Source organism: Thalassotalea agariperforans, from assembly GCF_053470345.1.
The window spans coordinates 26894-41726 of the sequence record NZ_JBQMWH010000015.1 but is presented as its reverse complement, the minus strand read 5'-3'; the positions used below and the strand labels follow the sequence as shown (position 1 = coordinate 41726).

The window sequence follows — 14833 nt, the reverse complement described above, 5'->3', positions numbered from 1 at the left end:
CGAGGTTTTTTGGTAACTAGTTTAGTTATAAACTATAGCGTTAGTGATTAAGCTTTACGACGACGGCTTAAACCAAGACCTAATAAACCTAAGCCAAAGATAGCTAAAGTAGTAGGCTCTGGAACAACACCAAATTCATCAAGAGTTAAATCAAGCTTTGGAAGATCTGATCTTAAAGTAACAATAACAGCAGCTACATCAGAAAAATCAGCTGAACCAACAAACTCACTAAATGCAATATTTCTAGTAGAAGGAACCACTGTTTGTGCAGAAACAAAACCAATTGAACTTGCGAAACCATTAGTATCGAAAACAGTTACATTTACGTCGAAATTTGCATCACTAGAAACACGCGTAAAGTAAAAATATTCACCAAGTAGAGGTAAATCTAAAGGACCCGCAGAATTTCCGTTAAAGTCAGAGTAAGTTAACACTAAAGTAGACTTACCGGTAGACGAATTGTTTAAAGATAAAGTACCTGTTAATTCATCTGTTACTGTAGCTGAACCAGTGCCGCTGTTCAACGTTAATTCATGATTAACATCACCGTTAAAATCGTTAATATCATAAAAATTTTCAAAATCTACTGGGTTAGTAGTATTAACCGTTAAGTCAGATGCATAATCAAATGCGTCTAAAACCACTGCCTGCGCTGAAGTCATTGTACTTAAAACAACAATTGCAACAGCACCTAATTTTTTTCCTAAGTTTAAATTAAACATGTTTTACTCTCCGTTAAAAATAATTTTATAAAGTATTGGAACCTTTACCTGTTGTAGTAAATGCACCCAACATGCCAACTATTAAAAGCCATTATTTAACAACAAGTTATACTTTCTAGTTGTAATTACCATTAAACTATTGTAAAAAATACTGACAATCTATTGAAGATTATTTAGTAAATGTTTAATTTCTATATCTTCTGATACGTTATCGGTACTCAAACTGATCAAAAGCGATTTAGCTGCTTGTACTTGATTATTTAATATTAACGCTTTCGCCTTATTGATGCTAATTTCAATATTATCTCTATCTAATAACAACGCTTTATCATAAGCAGCAATACTTTCTATCAGCTTATTATTTGCAGCTAATACTTGACCATAAGTATCTAAAACAGCAGGTAGCTGAGGCGCTACCGACACTGATTTTTCAGCATACTTTAGTGCATCCCTATTATTACCTTTTTGTAATTCTAAATATGCTAGATTATTCAAAGCTATAATATGCTCAGGTAGACTCACTAATACTTGCTTATAAATTTCACGGGCTCGTTCATCCTTTTTCTTTGTCAAATAAGCCCCCGCTAACATCACTTGTAGAGTAATATCTTGAGGATTCTCTAATAAATGCTTTTCCATAAATGCTATAGATTTACCATACTCTCCAGCCAAAACTAATGTTTTAGCCAAATCAGCTGCGTTTTTACTTATTGGCTTTTTGTTATAAGCGGATTGATATTCAATAATCGCCAAAGAAAAACTTTTATTATTATAATGTCGGTTACCTAATACTTTATTTAGTAGCCAATGTTTGGCTATTTGCGCTGATTCCTGCAACTTTTGGATGTCTTGTGGAACAATAGGTTTATTCAATTTTGATTGAAAATAGACTTTATACAATAAAAGACCATCATTCGCTTGATGCTCTTTATACAATTGCTCGACAAGAGTTAAAGCATTATCATACTGTTTATCCACTTCGTAAACATTCAGTAGCCTTTGTCCAATTAATAAGTTACCTGTTTTTTTGTCTAACAATTTTTTGTACGCTGATATAGCAGCAGGGATATTTTTTAATTCAATGTATGAATCACCTAAAGCAACCTCAATATCTTCAATAGGCTGTCGGCTTTCTAGAATTTGCAGATATAAATCAACTGCTTTTTTATGATTATTGGTTACTTTATAAATGTACGCTAAACCTAATTTAGCGTAATTATCATTCTGATCCTTATCGATATTTTTTTGATATAAATTTATTGCTTGGGTGTGAAATTCAGGGTTAGTAGATACAAAGCGAGTAAAGTTAATAATACCGCGAAGATGATCCGATTTTATCTTTAATAATTTTTCATACAAGCCAAAAGCACTATCGACTTCATTCGCTGAATGAGCATAAAAAGCTAATTTATAAATAGCAGGGATATTACTCTCATCAATAGCTAAGACATCTCTCAATAATTGTTTAGCTTTATCTAAATCTTTTTGTTTATTAGCTATTTCAGACTCTAATAGCAAGCCCTGAATTTTTTTATCTTCCTTTGTTTGCCATTTTTTAGCTATTGCTAACGCCTGCTCAAACTGCTGATTATCTAAGTAACCTAAGGCTAAGCCTGCTTCTGCTTTTTCTGAATTAGGATCTAACTTTAACGCATTTTCAAGCATCTCAATACCTGAACCTAATTCATTCAACTTTAATTTCATAATACCTTGATTGGTAACATCAGTTGGGTTATCAGAATTTAAATTAATTGATTGTTGTAATAATTCTTGCGCTGCCGCTTTATTACCTGATTTTAGTAACTCATTACTAGCTGCTGTTAATAAAGAAGTGCTAGCAGTGCCTGCTTCAGATAATTGGTTAATTGATTCTAATGCTTCGTTGTCATAACCTAAGCGTAATTGCAACTCTACTAACACTTTATTAACTAAATGTTCTGCTGATACTTTGTTTTTAACTTTTATTAACTGTTTATAAGATTGCTCATAATCTCCCAAATAATAAGAGCTCATACCCGCGATAATAATAGCAAATGTTAAATCATCTTTTTGCTGATAAGCTTTAACGCCAAAATCTTTTGCTGCTTGGTAATTTTTACGATCAAATTCTATTTGAGCTTTCATTTGATTAGTTAACGGGTGATGCTCTGAAATTTTTAATAATTTATTTATCACTGGCTCAGCTTTATCTAGTTCGTTTGCAGATAAATAATTTTGCGCAATAAAAAACTGCACTTGGTATTCTTGCGGACGTAATTGAGCGTAAGCTTCAAAAGCTTTAGCTGACGCTAAATATTGTTGAGCACCTTGTAATAAATAAGCTTTTAATAAATAAGTATCGGCAATATCAGGAGCATAAGCGATTAAACTATCCAATACCTTAAGCGACTTTTCAGCCTCTTCCGCTGTATTAGCTAAATACGCTTTACCGATTTGACCATAAACCGATTCACTACTAATTTGATTAGCACTATCAATATACTCTTTAGCCTGTTCTCTTTCACCTTGGTATAACGATGACAAACCAGCATAGGTTAATGCTTGAACATATGCACTATCAGGTAACGCATCCGCAGCCTGAGTTAATGAATAAACTTCATCGTATTTATTTAACTTAAATTTTGTTTCAATTAAGCGCGGTAAATTTTGAATAGGGTCAAAGCCTAGCTGTTCTGCCTTTTCTAATTCTTTTTCGGCACCAGCATAATCTCCTTGATTTACATACGAATTACCTAATTGAAAACGTAACTCTGCGTTGTTAGGTGCTATGGCAACGGCGTTTTTTAACGCAATAATCGCGCTTTTATGATCTTTCTGCTCAATAAATTTTGCTATATCAACCTGGTATTCTTCAACAGTTTTAGAGTCGGTACAGGCATAAGAGCCCATGACCATCGATGATGTTACTAAAACTTTTAGCCACTTATTAACCTGCGTCATTGCTAGCGTCCTTTTTAATTTTATTATTTCTTTAGATATTCAAAAATACTGAAAATATTGTACGTTAATTGATTGATTACACAAGGAAGTAAAGATGAGTTTTTATAAAATAAAATACGCTTATTTTTGCGTAAACTGCTCTTTTACCAAACGTAATATTTGCTCACAAAACAAAGCTAAGCTTGAACGATAAAAACAAAACATCTGCTGCTGATACTGATGATTAGTTAGTGATTTTTTATAACGGGCATCACCAGCCAGAAAATCGTACTGCTTCAATCCTAATGCTTGATAATGCTCTATCGCTTTTTGCTGTAATAACATGCCAAGTTTAATCTTATTGTTTGGCAACTCAGCTAACGCCGATAAATAAAAATACACTTTATCTTGGTAAATAAAATTAACCAGATAGGCAATTGGTTTATCATTTAATAACAAACACAAAAATTCAGCCTCAGGTCGTGCTATCACTTGCTCCAACATTTGTTGGAAATACTGATTTACAAAACCACTCGGCGTTGCTGTATTTTGCCAGCGCTGAATATGTAATTGTGCTATCTGTGATAAATGCTGATTTTTTTCATTGTTCGTACTGAACACTTTGAACGATAATTGACCCGATTGCTTTAATAACTTTTCAGATTGCCGAAGTTTTTGGCGAGTATTTCGAGAAAGCACATGTTGTTGATAGCTATCATCCGCAGAGTCATTAATATCAGCATAATTAACAGCATAGCCAATATCATCAAGTAATACTCTGTGCTTCACTGAGACTACTGAAAAACCATCTAGTGTTGAACGGCTAGCCATGCCAACATTCAACTCTTGCCAAGAATTATCGGCCTTTATAAAAGCTAATAGTGCGGCTCTTATTTGTTCTTGTTTAACTTCTGCTAGTAAAAAATCATTTTCTTCAATCCAGCATTGATCAAAACATTGTTCACCGGTGCGATTAAGCCACCATTGTTCAACAGGTATAAAGCCGAATACTTTTCGCTTGGTCTTAACAATAATGCTTAAGCCAACAGTTTGTTTATCTGAGGTAGCTTTCAATAAATAATATTTACCTTTAAATACTTTAAGCCAATTGCCTATCCATGCCCAAGTTAAAAAAAACGAACGATTGCCTTGCTTTTCCAACGCCAACCAATCTGCAGCTAATGTGTCTAAATCGATTTCATGATGAGGCACCATGATCACTGAAATCTCAGATTGCATATTTTTCCATCTATTTGTTAATAAAACCGATTCATTGATTGACAAGGAACACCGATAGGCCGCAATATTTATCACCTATTTTTTAATTTACAGTGTATTGTTTTTTGGATGATGTTGGAAGTTCCATTTAGTATTGGCAGTAAACCAGCTGCAAACAATAAAAATCAATTGGTGAGCTTTTCAATTCCATTATCTAAATCCACTGTTTATTCAGTTGATCAGTTAGTTGTTATTGATGAAAAAAACACGCAGTTAAATGCCGATTTTATCACTACCACTTTCTGGCCAGATAATTCGATAAAATGGCTGCGCTGTGAATTTATTCCTCAAAGTACACAACAATCGCCAACTGGCTATAAAATAGTCTTAGCTGACAAAAATCATTCGCCAGCACAAAAGCCAATGTTTGCTATCAGCGAACAAGCAGAACAATTCCTAGTAAATTGCCAGCAACATCAATTTTTAGTAAATAAGAACCAATTAGGCTTTAACTGTTTACCTTGGCAAGTTGCATTATTTGATAACAACGGACAATTGCTCAAACAAAAAGTCACAAAAGCCCAAGTGCTTGAACAAAGTGCTAAGCAGTTTAGCCAACAAATATCGCTAACTGGTAACTTCAGTAATAATCAAGAAGTTCTGGCCGAATTTGATGCCAAACTGACCTTTTTCAATTATCAATCAAGTGTGCAAGTAGATTTTACCTTACGCAACCCCAAAGCCATGATCCATCAAGGCGGTAAATGGGATCTAGGTAATGCCAATTCGTTGTTTTTTAAAGCCTGCAATATCGTTTTTGAACAAACACAAGAAAACCAACATCAAACACAAATAAAATTAGCGCCTGAAAAAAACTGGCAAGCATTTAACAACCAAAGCTTGTTTCAAGCGAGCTCTGGCGGTGAACATTGGCAATCAAGTAATCATGTTAATGCCGATAGGAAAAACAATTTAGCGTTTCAGGGTTATAAAATATTTGATAATAACAACCTTGAACTTGCAGCCGGTTCAAGAGCACAGCCGAGTGTTATTTTACCGATAGACGCTACTAAGCAGCTCGCTATTACCCTTGAAAATTTCTGGCAAAACTTCCCTAAAAGCATTACAACTGAAGCAAATAAAACCATTGTGGGTTTATTTCCACAGCAGCATCATGAATGCCATGAATTACAGCCAGGCGAACAAAAAACACATCGTTTTTATCTAGCATTAAACGAAGCTGATTTAACTGCGATAAGCTCACCAAAACAAGTTAATGTTTGTCCAAAATATTTAGCAAAAACTAATGTTTTACCATTTTTTGCTGATAATGAAACAAGTGATGATATCGATAAACTGATTAACTTAGGTTTAAGCCACCCAAACAACTTTTTTGAAAAGCGTGAACAAATTGATGAATTTGGTTGGCGTAATTTTGGTGACTTGTACGCCGATCACGAAACCTTATCGTTTGAAGGTGAACAAGAATTAATTTCTCACTACAATAACCAATATGACCCTTTATATGGTTTTATTCGTCAATATTTATTAACCAAAGATGACAAGTGGTGGCAACTCGCACAAGACTTAGCGCAACACGTTAAAGATATCGACATTTATCATACAGACTTAGACAAAGCCGAATATAATCATGGCTTGTTTTGGCATACTGATCATTATTTACCAGCAGAAACGGCAAGTCACCGTACTTATTCCAAATACCAACAAGCAGACGCTTATCAAGACCATGCCGGTGGTGGTGGCCCTGGCGGGCAACATTGTTATACCACAGGCTTAATGCTGCATTACTTTTTAACCGGTGATGAAAGCTCAAAAACAGCTGTGGTTGATTTAGCAGAGTGGATCAGCCATGTCTACGAGGGTTCAAATACCGTATTCGACAATTTATTAAAAATAAAAAATCGCCATATCCCAGGTTTAAAAGATGTATTAACCGGACAATATCCACTTGATCGTGGTACCGGCAATTATATTGTTGCCTTGCTGGATGCTTATGAAGTGTCCAATAAACAATCTTATTTAGACCAAGCCAGTTTAGTGATCAAAAATACCGCCTCACCAGCCGAAGATTTAGCACAAAGGCAGTTAGACAATGTAGAAGAAACCTGGTTTTACACAGTATTTTTACAAGCGGTTGGCCGTTATTTGCATAACAAAGAAAAACTAGAACAGTTTGACCAATCGTTTGATTATGCCAGAGCCTTGTTATTGCATTTTGCTGATTGGATGACTGAGCACGAACAACCTTATCTCACTAAACCTGAAATTTTAGAATATCCCAATCATACTTGGGCAGCACAAGATATTCGCAAAACCAATGTGCTGTATTTAGCTAGTTATTATGCTGACAATTCCGAACAACAAGTAAAATATCAACAAAAAGCGGATAGCATTTACCAATATGTCGGCGACGAATTAAGCCAAGAAGAAACGCATTATTTCACCCGTATTTTAAGTATATTAATGCAAAATCATGGTATTAAAGCCTATACCCAAACCAATCGTTTTAATGAAAAGCGTTCGCAATTACAGTCTACCGACTCAAGCGAGATATATAAACCTAGCACCCCACAAACCGATTCAACTAAAAAACAAATGTTACGGGTATTAATGCGGAGTTTATCAACCACTTCAGTTAAAAAAGAACTTAACTGGTTAAGAAAGCGGGTAAAAAAAATAGACGATATGTTATTAAAAGTGGGGATTAAATCATGAAAAAAGTCAGCTTTATCATCCCCCACAAAGGTCGCGAGGAGTTTCTTCAACAAACAGTAGCCTCTATTTTTTCCTTAGACTTTGACCATCTACAAATTGAAGTAATTGTTGTCACTCAAAACGAGCAGTTAACTTCTCTGGTTGAATTTGAGCAACAAGCTATTGATTTAACTGTTTTGTATCAGCCAAGTAACATTACTATTTCTGCCTTAAGAAATCATGGCGCTAAACAAGCGCAAGGCCAATATTTAGCGTTTTTAGATGCTGACGTTGCATTATCGGCAAACTGGTTAACAGCAATGCTTAACTTACTTGAAAGTAAAAAAGAGCGACTTTTAGTTAGTGCCATGCAAATTAATGGTGAAGCGCCACCGCCATTAGAGCAAATTAGAACGGTATTAAGTAATGCCGAAATTGACTGTAACGTAAACTTTTTACCCGGCAGAAACTTATTATTATCCCGTCACACCTTTGACCAAGTACAAGGCTTTCCTGAGCATTTAGTTACTTGCGAAGATTATTATTTTACTGACAAAGTGCATGAATTAGGCGAGCTTTATTACAGCTCTGATGCCACTTATGTGCATATTGGTGAAGATAAAGATTATAGCCAAATGTACCATAAAGAAATTTGGCGTGGGCAATCAAACCTACAATCCATTAAAGGTAGAAGTATACCGCTTAGAGAGTGGCCAAGCTTTCTAATACCCATTGGCATGTTAGGCTTAAGCTTACTTAGCATTATATTTTTGTTACTTGGCCAGTTTTCATTGGCGTTAACTTCTGTATTATTAACCTTATTTCCCGTAAGCTTATACAGCTTGCGATTATTTAGCATTGCCAAACAGCAAATAAAATTAACTTATATTCTCAAATTTTATGCAATGTATTTTCCAGCCCGTGCTATTGGTACTGTGGCCGGTATTTTTAAATCAATAACAATAAAAGAGGCAAAATAAGCCCATGTCATCAAGTGTTGTATCGACATCATCAAAGAAAAAAATTAACGTTTTACAGTTTATTTGCTCAACTGGCTTTTATGGTGCCGAACGTTGGATTTTAGCTTTAGCTAAACATTTAAATGCCGACAATATTCGTTGCGATTTAGCGATTACCTTAGAAGAAAACTCGCAGGATTTAGAGCTAGTAAAACACTATCGTGAAAAATGTAGCTTTATTGGTGATGTGTTTGAAGTCCCCATGAGCAGCAAGTTTGATTTAAAAGTCATTAACAAACTCGTAGCTCTGTTTAAAGAGCGCGAAATCGATATTATTCATACTCATGGCTATAAATCAGATATTTTAGGCGTTATTGCTGCTAAAAAAGCCGGTATTAAAGTTATTGTTACACCACATGGCTTTGAAAACGCGAAAGATTTTAAATTAAGAGCGTTTATTTGGGCGGGTTGCCAAGTAATGCGCTTTGCCACCAAGGTCGTGCCTCTTTCTAAACAGCTTTGTGATGACGCCAGACGTTTTGGCGTAAAAGAGCAAAACCTTGAATATATTCAAAACGGCGTTGATTTATCAGAAGTTGAAGAACAACGTTTAAAACCATTTACTCCTGATGAAAACGTCAAACATGTCGGTTTTGTTGGCCAAATGATCAGCCGTAAAAATATTTTCGACCTATTAGATATTTTTAATACTCTACAAGAAAAGCACGGCAACTTAAAACTGAGCTTATTAGGTGACGGCGAGCAGCGGGCAGAATTAGAACAATACGCCAAAACCCTAAAACACCATGATGCTATGCACTTTTTAGGCTTTAGAGACGACCGTTTAGAGTTACTGCAAAGTTTCGACTTGTTCGCTATGACCTCGTCACTAGAAGGCATTCCTCGTTGCTTAATGGAAGCTACAGCCATGGGAATTCCGGTAGCGGCCTATAACATTGCCGGCATTGATCAACTGATCACCCATAACGAAAGCGGTTTATTAGCACCATTAGGTGAAAAAGAAACCTTAACAAAATATTGGGAACAATTATTGTTTGATCAGCCGTTAGCAGATAAACTCGCTAATAACGCACGTGATTACGTCAACAAGCACTACTCAGCCCAACGTATGGCCGACGAGTACGACACCCTATTTAATCAAATGGTAAAATAAGAACGACATGGATAAGCCGTCTGTTACTTTCATATTGTCAGTAGATACTGAAGAAGAATGGGATTGGTCTGGACCTTTTCCCAGTGAAAACTTTTCCGTTAAAAACATTTATGAAATTCCGGCTTTTCAATTATTTTGTCAAGAATTGGGGATAAAACCTACCTATTTAGTTGATTACGCTGTGGCAAACGATGCCAATGGTGCTGAAATATTACGTAATATTGATCAGCAACATTGTGAAATTGGTGCTCATTTACACCCTTGGGCGAATCCGCCATTTTACGGTGAAACCAGTGAATTTTCATCTCACGTGATTAATTTACCGCTAGAGCAGGTTGAAGCTAAGTTAACTGAGTTAAACCGCGTGATCGCCGATAATATTGGCTGTCAGCCAAAATCGTTTCGTACCGGTCGCTGGGGCATTAATGGCGAGGTATTAAAACTGATTCATGCAAGCGGCATAGAAACCGACACAAGTATTTACCCCTTATATCACCATCAATATTTTTCTTGTGAATCAGCACCTAGCCAACAATATTGGCCAGATTTTACAGATACTAATAAAAGCAGCTCGCAGCGCGATATTTTTGAAATACCAGTAACTTGTGGTTTTAATCGTTCTAATTACCGTTTAGCTCAAAAACTCCATAAAACCCTAGAGTCAGCACCCTTTACTTGGTTAAGAGCAAATAGCATTCTATGGCACAGTTTATTGTTACGAAAACTATATTTAAGCCCTGAACTTTGCTCGGCTAACGACATGATACGTTTGATAAAAACCGGCTTAAAACGGAATGAAACGGTATTTCACATGTATTTACATAGTTCGAGTTTAATTGACAACACCACCGGCTTGAATAATGAAATAAATGCCCGCGAAAATATTTGCCAGCGTATTGCACAAGTTATTGAGCATTTACAGCAACATGCCAATATAGAATTTTGCACTTTGTCACAAGCGCGTGAAAAATTAATAACCAAGGAGCCTGCCGTATGAGCTCAATTAGATTAGCCAGCGCGCAAGATGAAAAAAAGTGGGATAGTTATGTTAGCCAACACCCAGATGCTACGCCTTATCACCGCTTTGCTTGGTTAACATCAGCACAAAATGCCTATGACCATAAAGCTATTGCTTGGTTAGCCGAAGATGAACAAGGCAATATTATCGGTGTATTACCCTGTGTATTAATTAAGCCACCGATGAAAAGTGGCAAATTATCAGCCTTACCTTTTTGTGATGTTGGTGGTGTTATTGCAAATTCCGCTGAGGTTAATCAGCAACTATTAAACACCGCCAACCAATATTGTGCCGATCACCGCATTAATACCTTTGAGCACAGACAAAGCATTGAATTATCAGAAAATAGTCCTGAAGCTATCGCCAGCGCTAGCAAGGTTCGAATGCTATTAGCCTTACCAGAAAGTGCTGAAACACTATTCACTGGTTTTAAATCTAAATTACGTAGCCAAATTAGAAAAGCCGAGAAAAATGGCTTAACCAGCAGTACTGGCCGTGATCAAAAACATTTAGACGGTTTTTATCACGTATTTGCCCGTAACATGCGTGATCTAGGCTCACCTGTTCATAGCAAAAAATGGTTTGAACAAATTTTAGCAAATTACCAAGATAATATAATTATCGCCAATGTCTATAAAGACGACATCGTTGTTGGTGCCGGTATTGTGTTAATTAATGGTAAAAACTCCTCCATTCCATGGGCATCAACCAACGCTGACTATAACCGTTTAGCGCCCAATATGTTGTTATATTGGTCGTTATTATCATATGTTGCTGATAATGGTTTTAGCACCTTTGATTTTGGTCGTTCAACACCAGGTGAAGGCACCTATAAATTTAAACAACAATGGGGCGCTGAACCCGTCGCACTTGATTGGCAAACCTTTCAACAAGGCCAATGTTTACCTGAAGAAGCTGCGGGCAGCAAAGGTAAATTACGAGAAATAGTTGAAACATGCTGGAAAAAACTACCGGTTAACACCTCGGTTATGATTGGTCCAGCGATCAGAAAATATATTAGTTTATAAGCTTATTTATCATCACAGGAATGCAATAAATTATGTGCGGTATTGCCGGATTCACCACTTATAGCCATCAAACAGGCGATCAAGTAACATTACAAGCAATGGGACAAGCGATATTTCATCGCGGCCCAGACGCAGGTAGTGAATATGTTGATAGCGGTGTTGGTTTATGTCACCGCCGTTTAAGTATTATTGATTTATCTGCTGCTGGTACCCAGCCAATGCATTCTGACAATAATGATTATGTTATTGTTTTTAATGGTGAAATATATAATTTTTTAGAGCATCGTGAAGCACTAATTAATAAAGGTTATAACTTTAATACCCATACCGACACCGAAGTCATTTTAGCGCTTTATCAAGAATATGGCGTGAAATTATTAGAAAAAATCAATGGTATGTTCACCTTTGCCTTATGGGATAAAAAAGCCCAGTCACTATTTATTGCCCGTGATCGCATTGGTAAAAAGCCTCTTTATTATACTCATGTAAATGATGAACTGGTTTTTGCCAGCGAATTAAAAGCCTTATTACAAGTTGATGGTATTGAAAAAAAAGTACGCCTTGATGCAGTATACGACTTTTTTGCTTATCAATACGTGCCTGATCCCAAAACAATTTTTGAAAATATTCATAAATTAGCCCCAGGCCATTACATGGAAGTAACGAAAGACAGCTTTAATATCAAACAATACTGGGATATTTCCTTTGCTAATCAAATTAATGACAGCGAAGTTAACATTAAAGCAAACGTACAAAAAATGGCAAACGACTGCACTAAAAGCCGAATGTTAGCCGATGTACCCTTAGGCGCATTTTTAAGCGGTGGTGTTGACTCAAGTGGCGTAGTGGCGCTGATGGCAAAAAACAGTGAGACACCAATCACCACATGCTCCATAGGCTTTGACGAAGAAAAGTTTAACGAAACTGAATTTGCCCAAATTGTCGCTGATCAATATAAAACCAATCACCATGAATTAACCGTACATCAAAATGTTGAAGATAACCTTGAACATATAGTTTCATTTTTTGATGAACCCTTTGCCGACCCATCATTAGTGCCTACTTACTTTGTTTCACAGCTCGCGCGTGCAAAAGTAACGGTAGCAATTGCCGGTGATGGTGGCGACGAAGTATTTGCTGGTTATGAAAAATACGCCGTTGACCATATTGAAAACAAACTACGTGACAAATTTCCAAAATCAATACGTGAAAACGTGTTTCCACCACTGGCCAAGTTTTGTAGCAAAATAAATTTAACGCCGTTTAAAAAAGCCAATTCGTTATTAACCAGTTTAAGCTTAGACCCTGCAATGGGCTTTTATATTACCAACTCTTTTATTACCGACAGCACTTGGCAAGCTCTGATCAATGATAAAACCCAAGCAGAGCTAGGCGATTATCATCCGTCAAAAATCACCACTGACGCTTATGCACAATGTGATGGCAATGATCATATCTCTAAAATTTTATACACCGATATGAAAACCTATTTACCCGGTGGCATTTTAGTGAAAGTAGATCGCATGAGTATGGCTAATTCATTAGAAGTACGCGCTCCCATTCTTGATTACACATTAATGGAATATGCCGCCAGCATTCCTTCTGAATTTAAATTTAGAAACGGTGAAAAAAAATACATTCTCAAAGAAGCATTTAAAGACTATTTACCAGACGATATTTTATACCGTAAAAAAATGGGCTTTTCTGTACCATTAGCGTCATGGTTAAGAAACGAATTAAAAACACTATGCGAAGAACGCTTATTTACCCGCCAACACGGTTTAAATGACTATTTTAAAGCCGAAACTATTACTAACCTTTGGCAAGAGCACATTAGCACTAAGAAAGACCACGCTACCGTTTTATGGAGCATGTTAATGTTTCAAATGTGGTGGGATAAATATATGGCTGAGCCAAACAACACTTCTAATAAGAGTGCTGCCTAATGACCACTAAAATCATGCACATCACTTATGACATGCGCATTGGTGGCACTGAAATGGTTATTAAGAACCTCATTGACGGCGCTGACAAATCACAATTTGACATGTCGGTATTATGCATTGAATCACCACTTGGCCCATTTGCAGAAGACTTAATAAAAGATGGTATTAAGTTTCATGAACTTAATCGTCAACCCGGTTTTGATAAAAGCTTAATTAAAAATATTCGCAAAATTATCAAACAAAACAACATCGACATCATTCACTGCCATCAATACACACCTTGGGTATATGGTGTAATTGCTGCCATGTTTACCCGCACCAAAGTCATATTTACTGAACATGGCCGCTTTTATCCAGACTCAAGCACTTGGAAACGAAAGTTAATTAATCCAGTTTTAAACTGTTTTACTGACCAAGTAACCGCTATTTCTAAAGCCACCAAGCAAGCATTAGTGGAATTTGAAAACATTCCTGCAAAAGATATTGAAGTAATCTACAACGGCATAGCACCATTAACCTTTGATGCAGAGAAAGTAGAAGTGCTTAGAAAGTCGCTAAACATTCCCGACAATCATACGGTATTAGGTACCGTCGCCCGTTTTGACCCGATAAAAAATCACACCATGATGTTAAAGGCCTTTGCTAAAGTATTAAGCCAGCAACCTAACTGCACTTTATTAATTGTTGGTGACGGTGAAGAGCGTGCAAATATTGAAAACTGCATTACCGAGCTTGGTATTAAAAACAATGTAATATTAGCGGGCTATGAACCTAAACCTGCTGAACACATCGCGCTGATGGATATATTTTTATTATCATCATTAAGTGAAGGTACTTCCATGACCTTATTAGAAGCGATGTCGTTATCTAAGCCTTGTGTCGTAACTAATGCCGGTGGTAACCCTGAAATAGTGGAAGATAACATCAACGGATATGTGACCGAAAATGACAATGAGGCTGAATTTGCTTTAGGGATCAATCGTGTTATTGCAGCAATGACAGCTTCAACTGATTTAGGTAGTGCATCACAGAACATCTTCAATAACTTATTTTCTGAAGCCCAAATGAACAAAAATTTTAATCTGCTTTATCAAAAAGCATTTTCCAAAAAAAATAATCAATAGGCGTATAACA

General features: G+C 36.3%; 10 protein-coding genes. 7 read left to right on the top strand and 3 right to left on the bottom strand.

Annotated elements, in window-relative coordinates; translation table 11 throughout:
- Positions 1–47: 47 nt before the first annotated feature.
- From ACSLUO_RS15300 to ACSLUO_RS15290, 3 genes are all read right to left on the bottom strand, one after another.
- Positions 48–722 (bottom strand): PEP-CTERM sorting domain-containing protein, encoded by a 675-nt coding sequence (locus tag ACSLUO_RS15300; RefSeq protein ID WP_448249797.1) that lies wholly within the window; start codon positions 720–722, stop codon positions 48–50.
- 159 nt (positions 723–881) lie between these two features.
- Positions 882–3662 (bottom strand): XrtA/PEP-CTERM system TPR-repeat protein PrsT, encoded by a 2781-nt coding sequence (gene prsT, locus ACSLUO_RS15295; protein ID WP_448249795.1) that lies wholly within the window; start codon positions 3660–3662, stop codon positions 882–884.
- 120 nt (positions 3663–3782) lie between these two features.
- Complete coding sequence (locus ACSLUO_RS15290; RefSeq protein WP_448249793.1) at positions 3783–4880, bottom strand: GNAT family N-acetyltransferase; 1098 nt, start codon at positions 4878–4880, stop codon at positions 3783–3785.
- 108 nt (positions 4881–4988) lie between these two features.
- Here ACSLUO_RS15290 and ACSLUO_RS15285 point away from each other — a divergent pair, with 108 nt between their 5' ends.
- The 7 genes from ACSLUO_RS15285 to ACSLUO_RS15255 are packed head-to-tail and all read left to right on the top strand — an operon-like array spanning position 4989 to position 14823.
- Positions 4989–7595 carry an RIFT barrel domain-containing protein gene (locus tag ACSLUO_RS15285; RefSeq protein ID WP_448249791.1) on the top strand — a complete coding sequence of 869 codons (2607 nt, stop codon included), beginning with the start codon at positions 4989–4991 and terminating at the stop codon, positions 7593–7595.
- Positions 7592–8554: a glycosyltransferase family 2 protein gene (locus ACSLUO_RS15280; protein WP_448249789.1), complete on the top strand. Its 963-nt coding sequence runs from the start codon at positions 7592–7594 to the stop codon at positions 8552–8554. Before ACSLUO_RS15285 ends, ACSLUO_RS15280 begins: the two co-directional genes overlap by 4 nt.
- Before the next feature lie 4 nt (positions 8555–8558).
- Positions 8559–9707 carry a glycosyltransferase gene (locus ACSLUO_RS15275; protein ID WP_448249787.1) on the top strand — a complete coding sequence of 383 codons (1149 nt, stop codon included), beginning with the start codon at positions 8559–8561 and terminating at the stop codon, positions 9705–9707.
- Between the two features lie 7 nt (positions 9708–9714).
- Positions 9715–10704 carry a polysaccharide deacetylase family protein gene (locus tag ACSLUO_RS15270; protein ID WP_448249785.1) on the top strand — a complete coding sequence of 330 codons (990 nt, stop codon included), beginning with the start codon at positions 9715–9717 and terminating at the stop codon, positions 10702–10704.
- Positions 10701–11753: a FemAB family XrtA/PEP-CTERM system-associated protein gene (locus ACSLUO_RS15265; protein WP_448249783.1), complete on the top strand. Its 1053-nt coding sequence runs from the start codon at positions 10701–10703 to the stop codon at positions 11751–11753. The genes ACSLUO_RS15270 and ACSLUO_RS15265 overlap by 4 nt, the downstream gene beginning before the upstream one ends.
- Positions 11754–11785: 32 nt before the next feature.
- Complete coding sequence (gene asnB / locus ACSLUO_RS15260) at positions 11786–13699, top strand: asparagine synthase (glutamine-hydrolyzing) (protein ID WP_448249781.1); 1914 nt, start codon at positions 11786–11788, stop codon at positions 13697–13699.
- Positions 13699–14823 carry a glycosyltransferase gene (locus tag ACSLUO_RS15255; protein ID WP_448249779.1) on the top strand — a complete coding sequence of 375 codons (1125 nt, stop codon included), beginning with the start codon at positions 13699–13701 and terminating at the stop codon, positions 14821–14823. The genes asnB and ACSLUO_RS15255 overlap by 1 nt, the downstream gene beginning before the upstream one ends.
- Positions 14824–14833 lie beyond the last annotated feature (10 nt).

Coding starts and splice junctions, on each gene's coding strand:
- ACSLUO_RS15275 (WP_448249787.1), top strand. CDS start 8,559: ATGTCATCAAGTGTTGTATCGACATCATCAAAGAAAAAAATTAACGTT.
- ACSLUO_RS15255 (WP_448249779.1), top strand. CDS start 13,699: ATGACCACTAAAATCATGCACATCACTTATGACATGCGCATTGGTGGC.
- ACSLUO_RS15280 (WP_448249789.1), top strand. CDS start 7,592: ATGAAAAAAGTCAGCTTTATCATCCCCCACAAAGGTCGCGAGGAGTTT.
- ACSLUO_RS15285 (WP_448249791.1), top strand. CDS start 4,989: ATGATGTTGGAAGTTCCATTTAGTATTGGCAGTAAACCAGCTGCAAAC.
- ACSLUO_RS15290 (WP_448249793.1), bottom strand. CDS start 4,880: ATGCAATCTGAGATTTCAGTGATCATGGTGCCTCATCATGAAATCGAT.
- ACSLUO_RS15270 (WP_448249785.1), top strand. CDS start 9,715: ATGGATAAGCCGTCTGTTACTTTCATATTGTCAGTAGATACTGAAGAA.
- ACSLUO_RS15265 (WP_448249783.1), top strand. CDS start 10,701: ATGAGCTCAATTAGATTAGCCAGCGCGCAAGATGAAAAAAAGTGGGAT.
- asnB (WP_448249781.1), top strand. CDS start 11,786: ATGTGCGGTATTGCCGGATTCACCACTTATAGCCATCAAACAGGCGAT.
- prsT (WP_448249795.1), bottom strand. CDS start 3,662: ATGACGCAGGTTAATAAGTGGCTAAAAGTTTTAGTAACATCATCGATG.
- ACSLUO_RS15300 (WP_448249797.1), bottom strand. CDS start 722: ATGTTTAATTTAAACTTAGGAAAAAAATTAGGTGCTGTTGCAATTGTT.